Here is a 21,346-nt window from a genome sequence, read left to right on the forward strand (position 1 = left end):
CCGGACGGCACAACCCCCTTCCCGCACGGCCCGGCGCGTGCTTGCATGGCCCCATGAGCAGCCCCGCCGTGCTGAGGTCCCTGCGGACGACGGTGCCGGACACGATCCTGCACCAGGACGAGGTGCGCGACGTCTTCGCCGCGCAGCCGGGGTTGGGGCGGCTCGCGAAGAGGATCGTGACCGCCTCGTTCGACGGATCCGGGATCGACACCCGGCGCACCGTGATCGAAGAGCTCTCCTCGACCGCGGACGTCGACGAGCCGATGTTCTTCGATCGCGGGTCCGGGCTGCTGCTCTCCCCGGGCACGAAGGCTCGCAACGATCTCTACACGCGCGAGGCGCGGCGTCTCTTCGTCGACGCCGCACGGGCCGCGCTCGACGCGGATCCCTCCCTCGGATCCGAGGACGTCACGCACGTCGTCACGGTCTCCTGCACGGGATTCCACGCGCCCGGTCCCGAGTACGAGATCGTGCGGGAGCTCGGGCTGGCCGAGTCGGTGCAGCGCTACCACCTCGGCTTCATGGGCTGCTACGCCTCGATGCCGGCGCTGCGTGCGGCCGCCCAGTTCTGCGCCGCGGATCCGGAGGCCGTGGTGCTCGTCGTCAGCGTCGAGCTGTGCACACTGCACCTGCGCTCCTCCGAGGATCCCGACGTCATCGTCGCCTCCTCCCTGTTCGCCGATGGCGCGGCGGCGGGGATCGTCACCGCCCGTCCTCTCGCCGACGGCGTGCGGGGGCTGCGTCTGGACCGGTTCCATACGGCGATCGCGCCGCAGGGCGAGCAGGACATGGCCTGGACCATCGGCGACCACGGTTTCGAGATGGTGCTCTCCACGGCGGTGCCGCAGATCATCGGCGAGACGATCCACGAGGCCCTGCGCCCTCTGTACGCGGCCGACTTCGCCGAGGCGTTCGAGGACGGCACGATCGGATCCGCCGTGCGGCACTGGGCGATCCATCCCGGAGGCCGCAGCATCCTCGACCGGGTGCAGGAGCGGCTCGGACTCAGCGCGCTGCAACTGGACCCCGCGCGCGAGACGCTGAGGGAGAACGGGAACATGTCCAGCGCGACGGTGCTCTTCGTGCTGCGCCGGATCCTCGAGGGCACGCGTGAGGGCGGCGGGGCGGCCGTGGGCGATCGCGTTTCGGCGATGGCCTTCGGGCCGGGACTCACCGCGGAGAGCGCGCTGATGACGGTCGTCGACGCGGATGCGCCCTGACCTCCGGGCGCGCGCCACGGCCGAACGCGAGCTCATGGACGCGGCGGACGCGGACCCGGCGATGCTGGAGCGCACCTACGAGCGCTTCCGCCTCGTGAACGCGATCGTGTCCCGTCCCGGCGCCGTGTACCGCCGGGACGTGCGTCCGAGAGCCCGTCGACGGAGGATCCGCGTCCTCGACGTCGGTGCCGGCGGCGGCGACCTCTGCCGGGCGCTCACCGGGCGACTGCGTCGGGACGGCGTCGACGCGGACGTCACCGCGCTCGATCTGGATCCCCGGGCGGTGGCCTGGGCGCGCGCGCACGACGACGGTGCAGGCGTCGTCTACCGCTGCGCGCCGGTCTCGGAGCTCGTCGCGGGCGGGGAGGGCTTCGACATCGTGCTCTCGAACCATCTGCTGCACCATCTCGGCGAGGCGGAGCTGCGCCGGTTCCTGGCGGATACGCGGCGGCTGGTCGCACCGGGCGGGCTCGTCGCACATCACGACATCGCGCGCAGCCGCCTGGCCTACGCGGCCTTCGCCGCGGCGACCCTCCCTTTCGCCGGCACGCTGCTGCGCGGATCGTTCATCCGTCCCGACGGCCTGACGAGCATCCGGCGCTCCTACACCGCGGCCGAGCTCTCCGCGGCCGCGCAGCCGGGCTGGTCCGTCCGGCGCGGCTTCCCCGCCCGGCTGGAACTGCGGTGGGAACGCGACGATGGCGATCACTGATCCCGTCCTCGACCACGACGTGGTGGTCATCGGGGCAGGGCCCGTCGGTCTGCTGCTCGCGTGCCTGCTCGCGCAAGAGGGGGTCGACACCGTGGTCTGCGAGCGCAGGGACGCCGTCGACCCTCGCAGCAGGGCCATCGGGATCCATCCCCCGGGACTGCGCGAGCTCGCGGAGGCCGGTGTGGGCACGGCCGTTCGAACGGAGGCGCTGACGCTGTCCGGAGGGGAGGTGCGCAGCCGCGGTCGTGTGCTCGCCGCTCTCGCGTTCCCGCCCGAGCGCCCCGTGCTCGTGCTGCCGCAGCAGCGCACGCACGCTCTGCTCCTGGATCGTCTGGCGGAGCTGTCTCCGACGGCGCTGCACGGAGGCTGCACCGTGCGCGCCGTCCGGGACGAAGGACGCTTCGTGCGGATTCGCGTGGACGACGGTCATCGGCGGCGCGAGCTCACCGCCGCGTTCGCCGTCGTCGCGGACGGGGTGCGCAGCGGACTCAGGGGCGAGCTCGGTCTCGGCTGGCGTCGCCGCGCGGGCCGGTCGGGCTATGCGATGGCGGACGTGCCGGATCCGGATCCGGGCTCGCAGGCAGTGCTGCACTGCGGGCCGGACGGCCTCGTCGAGGTCTTCCCCCTGCCGGGAGGCCGACGCCGATGGGTGCTGCGGCGGGGACGTGACGCGGGGGCGATGCCCGGCGATCGTTTCCGCGCGGAGATCGCGGCCAGGATCGGCGAGGATCCGCCCTTCGGGGCCGACGTCGAGCCGGTCTCCTTCGTCGCCGCACAGCACCTGGCGGGCGCGGTGGTCCGCGGTCGGGTGGCGCTGCTCGGCGACGCGGCGCACGAGATCAGCCCGATCGGCGGCCAGGGGATGAACCTGGGGTGGGTCGACGCGGGGCGCCTCGCGCGAGCGCTGCGGGCCGGTCTGGATCGGGGCGATGCCGACTTGCGCGACTATGCCCGCCGGACGCTCCGCTCCGCCCGCGACGCCCAGCGCAGGAGCGCCTTCTACATGGCGATGGGGGCGCCCGCCGACGGGATCGTGCTGCACGGGAGGGAGGCCCTGATCCGCGCTCTCGGATCCGACGCCCTGCGGGACTGGGCCGCGGGGCTCGTCACGATGCGCGGCGTCTGATCCGCGGCTTCGAGCGCAGACGCACGAGGGCCCGGCGCGCGGGTGCGCGACCGGGCCCTCGTGCAGCCGGGCGGATCAGAAGTTGATCATGTGCCCGGCGAGGCCGTGGAAGCCCTCCTGCAAAGCCTCCGAGAGCGTCGGATGCGTGTGGACGTTGCGCGCGAGCTCGAGCGCCGTGAGGTCCCACTTCTGTGCGAGCGTGAGCTCGGGCAGGAGCTCCGAGACATCGGGGCCGATCATGTGCGCGCCGATGAGCTCGAGGTGTTCGGCGTCGGCGATGAGCTTGACGAAGCCGACGGGCTCGCCCAGACCGTGCGCCTTGCCGTTGGCCATGAATGGGAACGTCGCAACTTTGATCTCGCGTCCCTCGTCCTTCGCCTGCTGTTCGGTGAGACCGAAGGAGGCGACCTGGGGGGAGCAGAAGGTGGCACGCGGCATCATCCGGTAGTCGCCGAGCGTCATGGTCTCCGCCTTGCCGATGGTCTCGGCGGCCACGACCGCCTGCGCCTCCGCGACGTGCGCGAGCTGGAGCTTGGCCGTGACGTCGCCGATCGCGTAGATGCCCTCGACGTTGGTGCGCATGTGGTCGTCGATGTCGATGGCGCCGCGCTCGGTGAGCTTCACGCCCGTCTTGTCGAGTCCGAAGCCGTCCACGTTCGGCGCGAAGCCGACCGACATGAGCACCTTGTCGGCGGTGATCGAGCCCTGCTGGCCGTCCTTGCCGGTGTAGGTGACGGTCACGGCGTCGCCGTTGTCGACGACGGATTCGACCTTGGTCGAGGTGAGGATGTCGACGCCGTACTGCTTGTACTGCTTCTGGATCTCCTTCGACACGTCCGCGTCCTCGTTCGGCAGCGCACGGTCGAGGAACTCGATGATGGTCACCTTGACGCCGTAGTTCGTCATGACGTAGGCGAATTCCATGCCGATCGCGCCGGCGCCGACGATGACGATGGAGGTGGGCAGATCGCGGGAGAGGATCTGCTCCTCGTACGTGACGACGTTGTCGCTGAGCTGGACGCCGGGGAGGAGACGGACCGTGGATCCGGTCGCGATGATGACGTTGTCGAACGTGACCTCCTCCGTCGAACCGTCCGCCTTGGTCACGGTGATCGCCTTCGGGCCCGTGAAGGTGCCGCGACCGTCGTACTCGGTGACCTTGTTCTTCTTCATGAGGAAGTGGATGCCCTTGACGCGGCCGTCCGCGACGACGCGCGAGCGGTCGAAGGCCTTGCCGTAGTCCATCGTGAACTCGCCGGAGATCCCGAAGAAGTCGGCCTTGTGGTTCAGCGTGTGCGCGAGCTCCGCGTTCTTCAGGAGCGCCTTGGAGGGGATGCACCCCACGTTGAGGCAGACACCGCCCCAGTACTTCTCCTCGATGATGGCGGTGGACAGGCCCAGCTGCGCGCTGCGGACGGCGGCGACGTAACCGCCAGGACCTGCACCGAGGACGACGACATCGTAATGTGGCATGCCTCCCAGCCTATCGCCCGGCAGACCGTGGCCGGGCGGCGCATCCGGCCCCGGATCCGGCTCCCGACGCCCCGCGCCATCGGATAGTCTGGAACGCCAGGAGGAGGGGTGCACAGTGAGTGAGAACGACGTTCCCGACGGCGCGGTTCGCCGAGGCGGCGAACCCGCCCATGACACGACGCAGACGTTCGGGCACGACTCGGATCTGTCCTTCGTCCCGTTCGGCGCGGATCTGACCGACGTCGAGCAGGCGGCCATCGCGGCTCTCCCGTCGGGTTCTGCGCTGCTGCTGGTGCGCTCGGGTGCGCTGGCCGGAGCCCGCTACCTGCTCGACACCGCCGTCACGACGGTGGGGCGCCACCCCGAGGCGGACATCTTCTTCGACGACGTGACCGTCTCCCGTCGGCATGCGGAGATCATCCGCACCGGCACGGCGTTCGAGATCGTCGACCAGCGGTCGCTCAACGGCACCTACGTGAACGGCGAGCGCGTCGACCGCAGCGAGCTCGACAACGGCTTCGAGGTCCGGGTCGGGAAGTTCCGGTTGAACTTCTTCGCCTCGCCGGCGGACCTCGCCCAGGCGACCGCCTGATGGCGGCCGCGGCCGCCGAGCGATCCGCCCCCTCCGGGCTGCTGAGCATCGGCCAGGTGCTCGCGCGCCTCACGCCGGAGTTCCCCGATGTGCGCGCCTCCAAACTGCGCTTCCTCGAGGAGAAGGGGATCGTCACACCGGTCCGCACGGCCAGCGGCTACCGCAAGTTCTCGCCCGCCGACCTGGAGAGGATCCGGGTCGCCCTCACCCTGCAGCGCGATCAGTACCTGCCGCTCAAGGTCATCCGTGAGCATCTGCAGGCGCTCGACGCCTCGGGATCCGCTGCGGAGCTGCCGGCCTCGATCGTCGCCGGTCCCCGGCGCTACCGCCGTGACGAGCTCCTCGCGGCCTCGGGCGCGACGGCCGCCCTCTTGAGCGACGCCGTGTCCAGCGGCATGCTGCCGGCCGCCGAGACGTACCCCGAATCGGCCGTGTCCCTGCTGCGCGCCCTGGCCGCGCTCGACGGGCACGGCATCGGCCCGCGGCACCTGCGGCCCCTGCGCCAGAGCGCCGAGCGCGACATCGCGCTGGTCCAGTCCGCGCTGTCGGCGCTGCTGCGCCGCACCGACACCCCGTCGCGTGCCAGGGCGAGCGAAGTGGCCCCCGAGCTCGCGTCGCGACTGGACGAGGTGCGCTCCCTGCTCGTCAAGGACGGGATCGGCCGACTGCTGTCGTAACGAACGGGTTGCGACACACCTTCGCCAGAGGCCCGATGTCGTTGTCGAGGATGGGGTGCTGTTCTACCGTGGAGCTACCGACCTTCACGCACTGGTTGAAGGAACGCTGCAACGCACAACAGGAGGAGATGGCATGAGCGCCGAGGAACGGGGCGACGCACCGTCGTTCGGGGACGATCTCCTCTTCACCGACGGTCTCCCGGCGATGGACGACGAGGTGGGCTACCGCGGTGCGGTGGCCGCCCGCGCCGCCGGCATCACCTACCGCCAGCTGGACTACTGGGCGCGCACCGAGCTCGTCGTCCCCACGGTCCGCGGCGCGAGCGGATCCGGATCGCAGCGTCTCTACGGCTTCCGCGACATCCTGGTGCTCAAGCTCGTCAAAGAGCTCCTGAACACCGGCATCTCCCTGCAGCAGATCCGGACGGCGGTCGACCAGCTCCGCGCCGCCGGGATCCGCGATCTCGCCGGGACGACGCTGATGAGCGACGGAGCCTCGGTGTACCTGTGCACCTCGAATGACGAGGTCATCGACCTCCTCAGCCGGGGACAGGGGGTCTTCGGCATCGCGGTGGGGAAGGTGTTCCACGAGGTCGAGGCGACTCTCGTCGAGTTCGACGCGATGACCCCGGATCCGATGGACGACCTCGCGGCGCGGCGGGCGCGGCGCACCGCCTGAGGCGAGGCCTGGGGGACGCGTTTCGTCTCGGGCGCCTTCGGCGTCCTCGCTCAACGACCCCGGAGGGGTCGGACGTGCACGGGGGTCCTCGTTCGACCCCTCCGGAGGGACGGACGCCCAGCGGCGTCTTCGTTCGACGTCCCCGGAGGGTCGGACGACCGGATCAGGCGCGGGGGTCGTCGGGCAGCGGGATTCGGCCGGTGCGGATCACCCGGTCGAGCAGCGTGTCGAAGTCGGCGGCGAGCTCCTGCGCGGAGTCGCCGGGCCAGATGTGCAGCGGCTTCGCGGCGCCCTGGGCCTGCTGCAGGGACGTGCGCTCGGGGAGCTGCGGGCTGAGCACGAGCGGGCCGAACATGTCGCGGAGCTCCTTGATGCGGAACTGGTGCTCGATCGACTGCGGGCGCACCCGATTCACCACGATGCCGAGGGGCTGCAGACGGGGGGAGAGACCGCGACGGATCTCCTCGATCGCGCGCAGCGCGCGGTCGGCGGCCGCGACGGAGAACAGTCCGGGCTCGGTCACGACCATGACGCGATCGCTCGCGGCCCAGGCGGTGCGGGTGAGCGCGTTCAGCGACGGGGCGCAGTCGATGAGGACGAGGTCGTAGTCGGCCTCGACGGCGGCGAGCGCCTCCTCCAGCTTCCACACGTCGCGGACGCTCGGATGGGGTCCATCGAAGTTGATCGCGGACGGGCTTCCGATGAGCACGTCGATCGTTCCGGGGTGCACCTTCGCCCAGCCGCTGGAGGTGATGGCCTGACGGACCACCTTCTCCTTGGGGTTCGCGAGGACGTCGGCGACGTTCAGCCGGCCGGCCACCTGGATGTCCATTCCCGTGGAGACGTCCGACTGAGGATCGAGATCGACCACGAGAGTGCGGATGCCGCGTGCGAAAGCCGCCGAGGCGAGGCCGAGGGTCACGGTGGTCTTGCCGACACCGCCCTTGAGGGAACTGACGCTGAGTACGTGCACGGACACCACGTTACCTTCCTCTAGGCTGAGGAAACACTCAGCCCCCCGATGCGCCCAACCCGCGCCCCCGTGTTCGAGGTGTGCCCCATGTTTCAGAAGATCCTTGTCGCCAATCGCGGAGAGATCGCCATCCGCGCGTTCCGTGCCGCTTTCGAGGTGGGTGCGCGCACGGTCGCCGTGTTCCCCTGGGAGGACCGGGGCTCGCTGCACCGGCTCAAGGCCGACGAGGCCTATGAGATCGGCGAGCGGGGACATCCCGTCCGTGCGTATCTCGACGTGGACGAGATCATCCGCGTGGCCCGGGAGTGCGGCGCCGATGCCATCTACCCGGGATACGGCTTCCTCTCCGAGAACCCCGAACTCGCGGAGAAGGCCGCGGCGAACGGCATCGCCTTCATCGGGCCGCCGGCGCACGTGCTGGAGATGGCGGGGAACAAGGTCGAGGCGAAGCGGCACGCGATCGAGGCCGGAGTTCCCGTGCTGCGCTCGACCGAGGCCTCGGCCGAGGTGGAGGAGCTCGTGGCGGAGGCCGAGCGGATCGGGTTCCCCCTGTTCGCCAAGGCAGTCGCGGGGGGCGGCGGACGAGGCATGCGCCGGGTCGAGACCCGGGAGGAGCTGCGCGGCGCGCTGGCCGAGGCGATGCGCGAGGCGGACAGCGCCTTCGGGGATCCGCGGATGTTCCTCGAACAGGCCGTGCTGCGGCCACGGCACATCGAGGTGCAGATCGTCGCCGACACGACGGGCGAGACCGTGCACCTCTTCGAACGCGACTGCTCGGTGCAGCGCCGGCACCAGAAGGTCGTCGAGATCGCTCCGGCTCCCCACCTCGACGACGGCGTGCGTGGGGCGCTGCACGCCCATGCCGTCGCGTTCGCCCGCTCGATCGGCTACGTCAACGCGGGGACCGTGGAGTTCCTGCTGGAGACCGCGGGGGAGCGGGCCGGCGAGGTCGTCTTCATCGAGATGAACCCGCGCATCCAGGTCGAGCACACCGTGACGGAGGAGATCACCGACGTCGACCTCGTGCAGACCCAGATCCGGATCGCGGCAGGCGGCACCCTCGCCGGTCTCGGGCTGCGTCAGGACGAGATCCATCAGCGCGGCGCCGCCCTGCAGTGCCGGATCACCACCGAGGATCCGACCCAGGGGTTCCGCCCCGACACGGGGAAGATCACGACCTATCGCTCCCCGGGCGGCGCCGGCATCCGGCTCGACGGCGGGACCGTGCACCAGGGCGCCCAGATCAGCCCGCACTTCGACTCGATGCTCGCCAAGCTCACCTGTCGCGGACGCGACTTCCCGGCGGCCGTCGCCCGCGCTCGCCGCGCGCTCGCCGAGTTCCGGATCCGCGGCGTCTCCACGAACATCCCGTTCCTGCAGGCGCTGCTCGAGGATCCGGCGTTCCTCGCCGGCGACCTGAGCACCTCGTTCATCGACGAGCGCCCCGAGCTGCTCGTGGGCCGGGTGTCGAAGGATCGCGGGTCGAAGATCCTGAACTGGCTCGTCGACGTCACGGTGAACAGGCCGAACGGCGAGCGCCCGGGTCATGCCGACCCCCGGACGAAACTGCCCGCCGTCGATCTCGACCGGCCGCCGCGGCCCGGATCGCGCCAGCGTCTGCTCGCACTCGGCCCCGAGCGCTTCGCCGCGGACCTGCGTGGACGGAAGGATCTCGCCGTCACCGACACGACCTTCCGGGACGCGCATCAGTCGCTGCTCGCGACCCGCGTGCGCACGCGGGACCTCGTCGCCGTGGCGCCCTCCCTCGCGCGACTCACCCCCGAGCTCCTCAGTGTCGAGGCGTGGGGCGGCGCGACCTACGACGTCGCCCTCCGCTTCCTCGGCGAGGATCCCTGGGAGCGTCTCGACAAGCTCCGTGCCGCGCTTCCGAACATCGCGATCCAGATGCTCCTGCGCGGACGGAACACGGTGGGCTACACGCCGTACCCCACCGCGGTGACCGAGGCGTTCGTGCAGGAGGCGGCGACGAGCGGCATCGACATCTTCCGCATCTTCGACGCGCTCAACGACGTCGCCCAGATGCGCCCGGCGATCGACGCCGTCCGCGCGACGGGGACGGCGGTCGCCGAGGTCGCGCTCTGCTACACGGGGGACCTGCTCGATCCGGCCGAGGACCTCTACACGCTCGACTACTACCTGCGTCTCGCGGAGCAGATCGTCGACGCAGGCGCGCACGTCCTCGCGATCAAGGACATGGCAGGACTCCTCCGCCCGGCCGCGGCCGCCAGACTCGTCACCGCGCTGCGCGAACGCTTCGACCTTCCCGTGCACCTGCACACGCACGACACCCCCGGCGGCCAGCTCGCGACGCTCCTGGCCGCGAGCGCCGCCGGCGTCGACGCGGTCGATGCCGCGTCTGCGCCGCTGTCCGGCACCACCAGCCAGCCCTCGCTGTCCGCCCTCGTCGCCGCACTCGCGCACACGGAGCAGGACACGGGGCTGTCCCTCGCCGCGGTGAACGACCTCGAGCCGTACTGGGAGGCGGTGCGGAAGGTGTACGCGCCGTTCGAGTCCGGCCTTCCCGGACCGACCGGCCGGGTCTACCACCACGAGATCCCGGGCGGCCAGCTGTCGAATCTGCGTCAGCAGGCGAAGGCGCTCGGGCTCGCGGACGACTTCGAGCTCATCGAGGACATGTACGCGGCCGCGAACAGGATCCTCGGGCGAGTCCCCAAGGTCACGCCCTCGTCGAAGGTCGTCGGCGACCTCGCGCTGCACCTCGCGGCCGTCCGCGCGGATCCGGACGACTTCGCGCGGAACCCGGAGACCTACGACATCCCCGACTCGGTGATCGGCTTCATGGCGGGGGAGCTGGGCGATCTGCCCGGAGGCTGGCCGGAGCCGTTCCGCTCCCAGGTGCTGGCCGGCCGCACGGTCCGCGTCGGCGTCACGGAGATCTCCTCCGAGGACGAGCACGGGCTCGCCGGCGATGCGCCCACGCGGCGCGCGACGCTCAACCGTCTGCTGTTCCCCGGGCCGACCCGGGAGTTCGAGCAGGTCCGCGAACAGTACGGGGATCTGTCCGTGCTCGACACCGCCGACTACCTCTACGGCCTCGTGCCGGGTCAGGAGCATCTCGTCGAGATCGACAAGGGCGTCCAGCTCTACGTCGGCCTCGAGGCGATCGGCGACCCGGACGAGAAGGGCATCCGATCGGTCATGACGACGCTCAACGGGCAGCTCCGGCCCGTCGGGGTGCGCGACACGTCCGTCTCGGTCGACGTCCACGACGCGGAGAAGGCCGACGCGACCGTGCTCGGTCAGGTGGCGGCGCCGTTCTCCGGTGTGGTGACGCTGAAGACGGAGGTCGGCGCCGAGGTCGCGGCCGGTGCGCCGATCGCGTCGATCGAGGCCATGAAGATGGAGGCCGCGATCACCGCGCCCGTCGCCGGCGTCGTGGAGCGGCTCGCGATCGGCGCGACCCAGCAGGTGGACGCCGGCGACCTGCTGGTCGTGATCCGTCCCGTGCGCTGAGCGACGTCCCGCGGGAACAGGTCCCGGGGGGACAGGGTTCCCGGGAACAGGGCGCCCGGGAACAGGGGCGCCGCGCGGCCTCCGCCCCGTGGACTACCCTTGTCCGGGGCACCGCGCACTGGGGAGCGGGCCCGTGAGAGGCATCATGAACACTGACAGACGACACCCGCATCCCGAGGAGGACGAGGAGACGCTCGGCGTCCTGGACGCCCCCGCGACGATCGACGCGGCAGGGATCGGACTTCTCGGCGACGCGACCGCGCAGGTCACGGTCTCGTTGCCGCCGCGCGACGAGGACGACGATCTCGTCGACGACGACGTCGTCGAGGGGGAGGCGCATGAGCCCCTCGTGCTGGACGCGGATCCGGCCGCCTCCGTTCCGATGGACGATGGGATCGGGCGGATCCACGACGGAGGGGACATCGTCATCGAGCTCCCCGCCGATCTCGTCGTGGTCGCCGAGCTCGTCGAGGATCCGGCGGAAGAGGATCCGGCGGAGGTCGAGGATCCGGCGGAGGAGTCGGTGGAGCGCGACACGGCCGACGACGCCGAGGAGGCGTTCGTCGAGACGGTGGCGCATTCGCCCGTCGAGGCGGACGAGGTCGCATCCGAGGACGTGATCGTGGTTCCCTCTGCCCCGACGACCCGCCCGGAGGACGCGGCGAGGATGTCCGGGCTCGCAGAGGACGTGCCGGGATCCGGTGCGGTCGAGGGCGATCAGGCCGCGCCCGCCGCAGAGGCGGAGGCCGAGGCGCAGATCGTCGACGAGGACGACACGACCCCGCCCGCGCCGATGCCGGTCATCGCTCTGCGTGATCCTGCGCCCGCGGCGACCGGGACCGTGCAGCTCACCGCATCCGTTCCTATCGAGGAGGACCCCGTGACAGAAGACGCGATCCCCGCCGTCGAGAGCGCCCTCGCCTCGCGGCGCCTCGACCAGTTCGGTGACCGGGATCGGGAGAGCGCGGACCTGCTCACCGCGGACCGGCTGCTCGACCCGCATCAGCTCACCCGACCGGAGCCCGAGGGGCTGTGGAGCCATCTGCTCTACACGGTGTCGGGCCGCCGGATCAACCTCGGCGACGGCAGGAGGGCCAAGGAGCGCAAGGCGCTCGACGCCCGGATCGCGGCGCCGCTTCCCGGCAGCGCCCGGTTCGTCCCCGTGCTCAGCCGCAAGGGCGGCGTGGGCAAGACCGCGGTCACCGCGCTGCTCGGCATGGCCCTGGCCGACGCGCGGGAGGACAGGGTGATCGCGGTCGACGCGAACCCCGATCGCGGCACGCTCGCCGACCGGATCGCCCGGACCAACGGCAAGACCGTGCGCGACCTGGTCCGCATCCATGACAGGGTCACCGGCTATCACGACATCTCCGCGGTCGTCTCCCGCGACGGGACCCGACTCGACGTGCTGGCCTCCGACACGGATCCGCACGTGTCCGAGGCGTTCAACGACGAGGACTACGAGCGGGTCGCATCGGTCGCCGCGCGCTACTACTCGCTCGTGCTCACCGACACGGGGACGGGCATCGTCCACGCGGTCATGGGGGCGACGCTCGACCACGCCGACACGCTCGTGCTCGTCGCAGGGTTGAGCGTCGACGAGGCGCGACTGGCGTCCGAGACCCTCACCTGGCTCGAGGCCAACGGCTACGCGGACAAGGTGCGACGGGCGGTGGTCGTTCTGAACCAGTCGTCGCCCGGCGCGCCGATGGTGCGCCTGGACGAGTTGGAGGCGCACTTCCGCACGCGGGTCGCGCACGTGCTCCGGATCCCCTATGACGCGCAGATCGCCGCGGGAAGCGCGATCACCTACTCCGCGCTGCAGCCGGAGACACGGCACGCCGCCCGGGAGCTCGCCGCGATCGTGGTCGAGGGTCTGCGCGAGAGGGCCGCCTGATGACGGTGCGCGAGATCCGCCTCTTCGGCGACCCCGTGCTGCGCACCGTGTGCGCCGAGATCGACACGATCGACGACGGGGTGCGCGCACTGATCGCCGATCTCGTCGACAGCGTCGAGGTGCCGGGCCGCGCGGGCGTCGCGGCCCCGCAGATCGGCGTCCCGTTGCGCGCCTTCAGCTACAACGTGGACGGGCGGATCGGATACGTGATCAACCCGGTGCTGACCGAGGTGCGGGGCGAGCCCGTCCCGACCGGGGAGGGATGCCTCTCGGTGCCGGGGCTCTGGCATGACGCGATCCGCTACCCCTGGGCGCGCGTCGAAGGCATCGACCTCGATGGCGAGCCCGTCGTGATCGAGGGAGAAGGGCTTCTCGCCCAGGCGCTGCAGCACGAGACGGATCACCTCGACGGCCGCGTCTACCTCAGCCGGCTCGCGCCGGAGACCCGCAAGGTCGCGATGCGCGAGGTCAGGGAGAGCTCCTGGTTCTGACCCGATCCGCTCCGTGAACGAGCGCCGGCCTGCCCGAGACGTCGTCGGGGCAGGCCGGCGCTCGTTCCGCGGGGAGGGATCAGCCGAGAGGGACCGTCGTGGTCGCGGTCGTCTCGTTGTAGATCTCCGCGATCCGGGGGGCGAAGTCCTTCAGGATCACGTTGCGCTTGATGGAGAGCTTGGGCGTCAGATGACCGCTCGCCTCGGTCCACTCGCTCGGCAGGATGGTGAACTTGCGGATCGACTCCGCACGGGACACCCGGGTGTTCGCGGCATCGATGGCGCGCTGGACCTCGCCGCGGACGGCTTCGTTGGTCGCGGCGTCCGCGAGCGACATGTCGGCGGGCAGGCCGTTGTTGCTCAGCCACGAAGGAAGCATCTCCGGGTCGAGCGTCACGAGCGCGGAGATGAACGGCTTCTGGTCGCCGACGACGACCACCTGTCCGACGATCGGGTTCGCGCGGATCGGGTCCTCCAGCGCCGCGGGCGACACGTTCTTGCCGCCGGCGGTGACGATGATCTCCTTCTTGCGTCCGGTGATCGTGAGGAACCCGTCGTCGTCGAACGAGCCCAGATCTCCGGTGCGGAACCAGCCGTCGTCGAAGGCGGCCTGTGTCGCCTCGGGGTTGTTCCAGTACTCCTTGAACACGTTCACGCCGCGGACCTCGATCTCGCCGTCGTCGGCGAGGCGCAGACCGACGCCGGGGAGCGCAGGCCCCACGGTCCCGATCTTGGACTTGCGTGCCGTGTTCACGGTCGCCGGAGCGGTCGTCTCGGTGAGGCCGTAGCCCTCGAGGATCGTCACGCCGAGACTGTGGAAGAAGTGGCCGAGCCGGGCGCCCAGCGGCGCGGATCCGGAGATCGCGTACTGCACGTTCCCGCCCATCGCCTCGCGCAGCTTGGCGTAGACGAGCCGGTCGAAGAGCGCGAACTTGATCCGGAGGCCCAGCGGCATCTTCGCGCCCTCCTCTTTCAGCCGGGAGTGCTCGATCGCGACGGCGGCGGCCGCGCGGAAGATCTTCCCCTTGCCGCCCGCCTCGGCCTTCTGCTCGGCGGAGTTGTAGACCTTCTCGAACACGCGGGGGACGGCGAGCAGGAAGGTGGGCTTGAAGGATCCGAGCGCCGGGAGCAGCTGCTTCGTATCGGGCTGATGTCCGGTGCGCACGCCGGCGTGGATGTCGAGGATCGAGATGAAGCGGGCGAAGACGTGCGCGGTCGTGATGAACAGCACGGTGGAGGCGCCGGGGAGGGAGACGACGTCGTCGAGCGACTCCGCGGCGTTGCGCGACAGCTCGACGAAGTTGCTGTGCGTGAGGACGCAGCCCTTGGGGCGTCCCGTGGATCCCGAGGTGTAGATGAGCGTCGCGATGTCGTCGCCGTTCGCGATCACGCGGCGGCGCTCGATCTCGTCGTCGCTCACGTCGGCGCCCTGGGCGATCAGCTGGTCGATCGCACCGAGGTGCATCTGCCACACCGCGCGCACCTGCGGCAGGTCTCCGCGCACCTCGTCGAAACGGGTGAAGTGCTCGGGGGACTCCATGATGATCGCGATCGCACCGGAGTCCTCGAGGATCCACTGGATCTGCGAGGGCGAGCTCGTCTCGTAGATCGGCACCATCACGGCGCCCGCGTAGAAGAGGGCGAAGTCGACGAGCGTCCATTCGTACGTCGTCCGGGCCAGGAAGCCGACCTTCTCGCCCGGCTGGATCCCGGCGGCGACGAAGCCCTTCGCGAGCGCGATGACGGACGCGTGGAACTCCGACGCCGTGATGTCGCGCCATCCCGCCCCCTCCGGCACCGAGAAGAGCGCGAGGTTCGGGGTCTTCCGCACGCGCTGCTCGAGGAGGTCTGTGATGTTGTCCCCGGGGGCGGCGGGGACGATCGCGGGGACTTCGAACTGGACCACGGCAACTCCTTCGGTACCGGACGGGTACATGCTTCCTGCGAGTCTATGCCACGTCGTGAGCGGGATCTCAGCCGTCGGAGTGGGATTCAGTCGCAGCATTGATGAAACTGGGTCGCAGATCGGTGGGTGCCCTCGTGCCCGCGCGCGGCTCGGGATAGACTTCGGGCGATGATCTACTGGTTCCTGAAGCACATCGCCATCGGCCCCCTGGTGAAGGCGATCTTCCGACCGTGGATCGTGGGACGCTCGCACGTGCCGGTCACCGGCCCCGCGATCATGGCGAGCAACCACCTGTCCTTCTCCGACTCGATCTTCCTGCCGCTCATGCTGGACCGGAAGATGTCGTTCCTCGCCAAGAGCGACTACTTCACGGGCAAGGGCCTCAAGGGCTGGGCGACGCGCATGTTCATGACGGGTACCGGGCAGCTTCCCATCGACCGCTCCGGCGGCAAGGCCTCCGAAGCCTCGCTCAACACCGGGTTGCGGGTGCTGGGCAGGGGCGACCTGCTCGGCATCTACCCGGAAGGCACCCGCAGCCCGGACGGGAAGCTGTACCGGGGACGCACCGGCATCGCGCGCATGGCCCTCGAGGCCAAGGTCCCCGTGATCCCCGTCGTCATGGTCGACACCGACATCGCGATGCCGACCGGGCAGCGCATCCCGAAGATCATGCGGGTCGGGATGGTGATCGGGGAGCCGCTGGACTTCTCGCGCTACGCGGGCATGGAGAACGACCGCTACATCCTCCGCTCGGTCACCGACGAGATCATGGTCGCCCTGCAACGCCTGGGGGAGCAGACCTACGAGGACGTCTACGCGTCCACGGTGAAGGAGCGTCTCGCGTCCTCCGTCACACAGGCCCGCTGAGGCGATCGCACCCCTCCGCAGCGCCCTAGGATGGGGGGATGCCCCAGCCTCTGGACCTCGACTCGTGGCGCGCCCTTCCCATCAAGCAGCAGCCCCAGTGGCCCGATGCCGAGCGTGTCGCCGAGGTGTCGGCGCAGATCGCGGCACTGCCGCCCCTCGTCTTCGCCGGCGAGGTCGACAATCTGCGTGAGCGGCTCGCCCGTGCGGCCGCGGGCCAGGCCTTCCTCCTGCAGGGCGGCGACTGCGCCGAGACGTTCGCCGGCGCGACCGCGGACCAGATCCGCAATCGGATCAAGACCGTGCTGCAGATGGCGGTCGTGCTCACGTACGGCGCCTCGATGCCCGTGGTCAAGATGGGGCGCATGGCGGGCCAGTTCGCCAAGCCGCGATCGAGCGATTCGGAGACCCGCGGCGACGTGACGCTCCCGGCGTACCGGGGCGACATCGTGAACGGGTACGACTTCACCGAGGGCTCGAGGACCGCCGATCCCGGTCGGCTTCTGCAGGGCTACCACACGGCCGCCTCGACCCTGAACCTCATCCGCGCGTTCACGCAGGGAGGCTTCGCGGATCTGCGCGAGGTGCACTCGTGGAACAGGGGCTTCGCGCAGAACCCGGCGAACCAGCGCTACGAGCGGATGGCGGTCGAGATCGACCGTGCGATCAAGTTCATGGAGGCGGCGGGAGCCGACTTCGACGAGCTGCGCCGGGTCGAGTTCTTCACCGGGCATGAGGGCCTGCTGATGGACTACGAGCGGCCGATGACGCGCATCGACTCGCGCACGCTGCTGCCCTACAACACCTCGGCGCACTTCCTGTGGATCGGCGAGCGCACCCGTGAACTCGACGGCGCGCACGTCGACTACTTCGCCAAGATCCGCAACCCCATCGGGGTCAAGCTCGGCCCGACGACGTCGCCGGAGACCGCGCTCGCCCTCATCGACAAGCTCGACCCGAACCGCGAACCGGGACGCCTCACGTTCATCACGCGCATGGGCGCGGGCAAGATCCGCGACGCGCTGCCGCCGCTGCTGGAGGCCGTCAAGGACTCCGGCGCGCAGCCGCTCTGGGTCACGGATCCCATGCACGGCAACGGGATCACGACGCCGACCGGCTACAAGACCCGTCGATTCGACGACGTGGTCGACGAGGTGCGCGGATTCTTCGAGGCGCACCGTGCCGTCGGCACGTTCCCCGGCGGAATCCACGTCGAGCTCACCGGCGACGACGTCACGGAGTGCCTGGGCGGATCCGAGCACATCGACGAGGCGGCTCTCGCGACCCGCTACGAGTCGCTGTGCGACCCTCGCCTGAACCACATGCAGTCGCTCGAACTGGCCTTCCTCGTCGCCGAGGAGCTCGAGAAGCGCTGAGTCCCCCCCGGGCGCCGGTCGGGAAGGATCGGTCCGGGACGGATCGGGTCGTCTGACGGATCGGTCCCGGGGAAGGGCGGTCTGAGACGGATCGGGGCGTGCGGTCAGCCCGTGACGCGGACCCGCACGTCGGCGCCCTTGTCCACGCTCTGACCGGCCTTCGGATCGGTTCCCGTGGCCTGGAACAGGCTCCACAGCCCCTGCGGCACGCTCGTGGTCGGGTTCAGTCCTGCGTCGGAGAGCTGCTTCATCGCGTCGGCGAGGTTCTTGCCGGTGACGTCGGGGATCGTGACGGGCTCGGGACCCTTCGACACGTTGAGCGTGATCGTGTCGCCCGGGCGCCAGTTGCCTCCGCCCTCCCGGTCGCCGTAGTCGATCACCCGTCCCTTGGGGACGCTGTCGCTGTAGGAGGAGTTCGAGTCCGGGTTGACGGCGAGCTTGACGGCGGTGAGCTTGCTCGTGGCGTCGTCGACGGTGAGACCGGACACGTCGGGCACGGATCCCAGCGAGACGAGCAGGCGGATCTGATCGCCCTGGTGCGCGCTGCACCCCTCGCCGCACTCGACCGTCGCACCGCCGGCGGGGGTGAGCTCCGCATTGATGACGATGCCGTTGGCGGCGCGGGAGAACAGTCCCACCGAGTCCTGCAGTTTCAGCTTGAGGGCGGTGAGGGCCTTCTTCGCCTCGTCCTCCGTCATCTCGTCGACCTTGGGGATCGCGACCTCGGCCGGACCGGCGGAGACGACGACGGTGACCTTCGCATTCTTCTCGACCCGTGTGCCGGACCCGGGCGTGCTGCGGATCGCGAGTCCCGCCGCCACGTCGAGCGAGTTCTCCGACGCCTGTTCCGGGCGCAGGCCCTCCTTGGAGATCAGCGTCGAGGCCTGCTCCCACGTCTTCCCGGCGACGTCGGGTACGGACAGCAGGGAACCGGGCCCGGATCCGAACCACCACCCCGCCCCGCCGGCGACCACGGCGAGCAGCAGGACGAGCACGAGCAGGAACGCCCCGCGGGAACGGCGCTGTGCGGTGCGACGGCGCAGCAGGGTCGCGTTGTCTCTCGCCGCGTCCGGCGCGGCGGGCGCGACGAGCGGCAGCGTGCCGCTGGGCAGCACCTTCGTCTGATCGCCCGTGTCCCGCAGCGGGATCGCCGTGGTCTTGGCGGTGGTGGGACTCGGCGTCACGCCCAGCTCGCGCTCGATCTCGCGCAGCCGGTCCAGCATCTCTTGGGCGTCGTTCGGACGTTCGTCCGGGCTCTTCTCGGTGGCCCAGAGCACGAGCTCGTCGAGCTGCTCCGGCACTCCGGGGTTGCGCACGCTCGGTCGTGGTACGGAGTCGGTGGCGTGCTGGAAGGCGATCTGCATGGGCTGCTCGCCCTTGTACGGCTGCTCGCCGACGAGCATCTCGTAGAGCATGATGCCGAGCGCGTAGATGTCGCTGCGGGCGTCGGCGGTGCCGCGGGTGACGAGCTCCGGCGCGAGGTAGGCGATCGTGCCCATCAGCTGTGCGCCGGACGCCGTGTTCGCCGTCGTGGCACGGGCGAGCCCGAAGTCGCCGATCTTGATCCGGCCGTCCTCGGCGAGCAGCACGTTCTCCGGCTTGACGTCGCGATGCACGATCCCGGCGCGATGGGCCGCCGCGAGCCCGGAGAGCACCGCGTCCATGATCGTGACGGTCTGCGGGATCGTGAGCCGGCGCTGCTCGCGCATGAGCTCGCGCAGCGTGATGCCGGGCAGGTACTCCATGACGAGGTAGGCCAGCTCGCCGTCCTGCCCCTGGTCGAAGACGTTGACCACGTGCGGATCCGCGAGCCGGGCGGCGGCGCGAGCCTCCTGGATGAATCGGCTCTGGAACACGGAGTCGTCGCTGAGGTGCCCGTGCATGACCTTGAGCGCGATCCGACGTTCGAGGCGCAGATCGGTGGCGACGTACACGGTGGCCATGCCGCCGCGTGCGATGCGGGCGCGGACCCGGTAACGGCCGTCGACGAGCCGCCCGATGAGGGGGTCGGCTTGTTGGCTGGTCGTCACGGCAAGAGTCTATGAAGAACTCTCTGTGAGAGCGGGCAACGGCTCGCGTGCGGCCGCCATTCGACAAGGATCACGATGCGGTCTCGGCCCGGGATCCCTTCTCGGGCGGGCGTCAGCCGAGTTGGGAGACCCAGGCGGTCGCCTGGGTCTCCCACAGCGCATAGCGCCCGGGGAAGTCGGAGATCTGCACCTCCTGCGCCGCCTCGCCGAAGCCGAGGGTCTGCCAGTCGGGGATGTCGAGCAGGCCGTTCGTGTGCGGGGCGCCGACGAAGAACGCCCGCGCGGCGTAGCCCGTGTCGGAGAGCTGCTCCCTGGTGCCCCAGCCGGTGCTCGGACGCTGCTGGAACAGGCCGACCGAGTCCCTGTCGCCCGACGGTGCATTCGTGAGGTTCGACTCGACCATGGCCGTGGCGAGCGCGATCGCGAGGCCGCGCGGGGGCACGCCGAGTGCGCGGCCCGCGTCGAGGATGGTCCGCGCGTTCGCCGTCTGCTCGGGGGTCAGCACGACCTCCGGTGCGGTGTAGGGGTCGGCGGGAGCGGGCGGCGCCGGAGAGGGCGTGGCCGCCACGGCGGGCTCGGCCGTGAAGGGCGCGAGGAGCAGGTCCTGACCGGGGTAGATGATCGAGCCGGGACCGATCCCGTTCGCGGCGTACAGATCGGAGACGCTCAGACCGTGCGCGTCCGCGATGGACCAGAGGGTGTCGCCGGCGACGACGGTGTAGGCGGGCGACGTCGCGGCGGGTGCGGGGGAGTCCGCGGGCAGAGGCGCGGCGGGGGCCGGGGCCGGCGCCTGTCCGGCGGTTCGCAGGGTCTGACCCGGGTAGATGATCGCGTTCGCGTCGAGTCCGTTCGCGGCGTTCAGCGCGGCGACGGTCGTACCGTGGGCCTGCGCGATCGACCAGAGGGTGTCGCCGGCCACGACGGTGTAGTCGCCGGCGGCGGGCGGCGCGACCGGGTCGGCTGCCGGAGCGGGTTCCGCGCCGAACCGCAGCACCTGGCCGGGCTGGAGCACGCTGTCGCGGGAGAGGCCGTTCGTGGCGATGAGGGCCCCGACCGTCGTCCTGAACCGTTCGGCGATGTCCCAGAGCGTGTCGCCGGCGACGACCGTGTAGGTGCCGGATCCCGGCACGGCGGTCGGCGACGCGGCCGTCGGGCGGGGGAGCGTGAGTGGAGCACGGTCGGCGGACGGGCGTGGAGAGGTCGTGGCCTGCGCCGGCAGGGCGCCCAGCGCGGTGACGATGCCGGTCAGGACCGCGGTGGGAACCGTCAGCGCGAGCGTGCGCTGCCTCGTGGAAGCGGTCGTCATGATGATCCCCCCGGTGCGGGCGTCGTCTCGTGGTCGCGTCGATGCGGACCGTCCCTCGACGGTGTCACGGAAGTAAAGCAGAGTCAATCGACGTGACGAAAGGGACGAACGAGGCGGGAGTGGGGTACAGGGGGAACGAGGAGCCCGCACGGGAGCGGGGATGAGATCATGTCCTGGTGTCTGAAACGGAAATCACGGCGTCCACGCCCGACTGGCTGACCCTTCCCGACCTCGTCGAGCTCCTCTCCGAGCCGCTCGGGCGCGTGCATCGCCTCTTCGACGAGCAGCATCTCGTCGGGTCCCGCCGGAACGGCCCGCTGTCCGTGCCGGCCGTGTTCCTGCAGGACGGACGCCCGCTGCCCTCGCTCCGCGGCACCATCATCGTCCTCAAGGACGCGGGCTTCAGCGACGACGAGGTCATCGACTGGCTGCTCGAGGAGGAGGAGTCGATGGGACGCTCTCCCATCGCCGCGCTCCGCGACGGTCACAAGAGCGAGGTGCGCCGGGTCGCGCGCGCCCTCGCCTGACG

Annotated in this window: 17 protein-coding genes; 12 read left to right on the forward strand and 5 right to left on the reverse strand. The window is 70.6% G+C overall.

The features are described from left to right. Positions 1-53 precede the first annotated feature (53 nt). The 3 genes from Q0P88_RS07720 to Q0P88_RS07730 are packed head-to-tail and all read left to right on the forward strand — an operon-like array spanning position 54 to position 3,058. Entirely contained in the window at positions 54-1,220 is a 1,167-nt protein-coding gene (locus Q0P88_RS07720; RefSeq protein ID WP_295012783.1) for a type III polyketide synthase, read from the forward strand. Beyond that, complete coding sequence (locus Q0P88_RS07725) at positions 1,210-1,932, forward strand: methyltransferase domain-containing protein (protein ID WP_295012785.1); 723 nt, start codon at positions 1,210-1,212, stop codon at positions 1,930-1,932. Before Q0P88_RS07720 ends, Q0P88_RS07725 begins: the two co-directional genes overlap by 11 nt. Further along, positions 1,919-3,058: an NAD(P)/FAD-dependent oxidoreductase gene (locus Q0P88_RS07730; RefSeq protein WP_295012787.1), complete on the forward strand. Its 1,140-nt coding sequence runs from the start codon at positions 1,919-1,921 to the stop codon at positions 3,056-3,058. Before Q0P88_RS07725 ends, Q0P88_RS07730 begins: the two co-directional genes overlap by 14 nt. A 75-nt stretch (positions 3,059-3,133) precedes the next feature. Here Q0P88_RS07730 and lpdA read toward each other — a convergent pair whose 3' ends face one another. Next, positions 3,134-4,531 (reverse strand): dihydrolipoyl dehydrogenase, encoded by a 1,398-nt coding sequence (gene lpdA, locus Q0P88_RS07735; RefSeq protein ID WP_295012789.1) that lies wholly within the window; start codon positions 4,529-4,531, stop codon positions 3,134-3,136. Positions 4,532-4,646: 115 nt separating this feature from the next. Between lpdA and Q0P88_RS07740 the strand changes: the two genes are divergently transcribed. The 3 genes from Q0P88_RS07740 (at position 4,647) to Q0P88_RS07750 (ending at position 6,479) form a co-directional block, all read left to right on the forward strand. Then, entirely contained in the window at positions 4,647-5,123 is a 477-nt protein-coding gene (locus Q0P88_RS07740) for an FHA domain-containing protein (RefSeq protein WP_295012791.1), read from the forward strand. Further along, positions 5,123-5,800 (forward strand): MerR family transcriptional regulator, encoded by a 678-nt coding sequence (locus Q0P88_RS07745; RefSeq protein ID WP_295012793.1) that lies wholly within the window; start codon positions 5,123-5,125, stop codon positions 5,798-5,800. The genes Q0P88_RS07740 and Q0P88_RS07745 overlap by 1 nt, the downstream gene beginning before the upstream one ends. Before the next feature lie 133 nt (positions 5,801-5,933). Continuing rightward, complete coding sequence (locus Q0P88_RS07750; RefSeq protein ID WP_295012795.1) at positions 5,934-6,479, forward strand: MerR family transcriptional regulator; 546 nt, start codon at positions 5,934-5,936, stop codon at positions 6,477-6,479. Between the two features lie 163 nt (positions 6,480-6,642). On the opposite strand, the gene Q0P88_RS07755 is transcribed toward Q0P88_RS07750, so the two are convergent. Further along, positions 6,643-7,452 (reverse strand): ParA family protein, encoded by an 810-nt coding sequence (locus Q0P88_RS07755; protein WP_295012873.1) that lies wholly within the window; start codon positions 7,450-7,452, stop codon positions 6,643-6,645. Positions 7,453-7,539: 87 nt separating this feature from the next. Here Q0P88_RS07755 and Q0P88_RS07760 point away from each other — a divergent pair, with 87 nt between their 5' ends. From Q0P88_RS07760 to Q0P88_RS07770, 3 genes are all read left to right on the forward strand, one after another. Further along, positions 7,540-10,947, forward strand: coding sequence for a pyruvate carboxylase (locus Q0P88_RS07760; protein WP_295012797.1), 3,408 nt, complete (start codon positions 7,540-7,542; stop codon positions 10,945-10,947). A 145-nt stretch (positions 10,948-11,092) separates the two neighbouring features. After that, positions 11,093-12,844, forward strand: a complete 1,752-nt coding sequence (locus tag Q0P88_RS07765; RefSeq protein WP_295012799.1) for a MinD/ParA family protein — start codon at positions 11,093-11,095, stop codon at positions 12,842-12,844. Next, positions 12,844-13,335, forward strand: coding sequence for a peptide deformylase (locus Q0P88_RS07770; RefSeq protein ID WP_295012801.1), 492 nt, complete (start codon positions 12,844-12,846; stop codon positions 13,333-13,335). The genes Q0P88_RS07765 and Q0P88_RS07770 overlap by 1 nt, the downstream gene beginning before the upstream one ends. Positions 13,336-13,414: 79 nt before the next feature. Here the strand turns inward: Q0P88_RS07770 and Q0P88_RS07775 are convergent, their stop codons facing one another. Then, entirely contained in the window at positions 13,415-15,241 is a 1,827-nt protein-coding gene (locus Q0P88_RS07775; RefSeq protein WP_295012803.1) for a long-chain fatty acid--CoA ligase, read from the reverse strand. Between the two features lie 168 nt (positions 15,242-15,409). On the opposite strand from Q0P88_RS07775, the gene Q0P88_RS07780 reads away from it, so the two are divergent. Beyond that, positions 15,410-16,108 carry a 1-acyl-sn-glycerol-3-phosphate acyltransferase gene (locus Q0P88_RS07780; protein WP_295012805.1) on the forward strand — a complete coding sequence of 233 codons (699 nt, stop codon included), beginning with the start codon at positions 15,410-15,412 and terminating at the stop codon, positions 16,106-16,108. Positions 16,109-16,146: 38 nt separating this feature from the next. Then, complete coding sequence (locus Q0P88_RS07785; protein WP_295012807.1) at positions 16,147-17,481, forward strand: class II 3-deoxy-7-phosphoheptulonate synthase; 1,335 nt, start codon at positions 16,147-16,149, stop codon at positions 17,479-17,481. 104 nt (positions 17,482-17,585) lie between these two features. On the opposite strand, the gene pknB is transcribed toward Q0P88_RS07785, so the two are convergent. Together pknB and Q0P88_RS07795 are read right to left on the reverse strand one after the other, a co-directional pair. Continuing rightward, positions 17,586-19,511, reverse strand: coding sequence for a Stk1 family PASTA domain-containing Ser/Thr kinase (pknB, locus tag Q0P88_RS07790; RefSeq protein ID WP_295012809.1), 1,926 nt, complete (start codon positions 19,509-19,511; stop codon positions 17,586-17,588). 112 nt (positions 19,512-19,623) lie between these two features. After that, entirely contained in the window at positions 19,624-20,817 is a 1,194-nt protein-coding gene (locus tag Q0P88_RS07795; RefSeq protein ID WP_295012811.1) for a LysM peptidoglycan-binding domain-containing protein, read from the reverse strand. 176 nt (positions 20,818-20,993) lie between these two features. On the opposite strand from Q0P88_RS07795, the gene Q0P88_RS07800 reads away from it, so the two are divergent. Beyond that, on the forward strand, positions 20,994-21,344 hold the full coding sequence (locus tag Q0P88_RS07800) for an Rv2175c family DNA-binding protein (RefSeq protein ID WP_295012813.1): 351 nt from the start codon (positions 20,994-20,996) through the stop codon (positions 21,342-21,344). Positions 21,345-21,346 lie beyond the last annotated feature (2 nt).

The organism is uncultured Microbacterium sp. (assembly GCF_945952435.1).
In the GTDB taxonomy this organism is placed as follows: domain Bacteria; phylum Actinomycetota; class Actinomycetes; order Actinomycetales; family Microbacteriaceae; genus Microbacterium.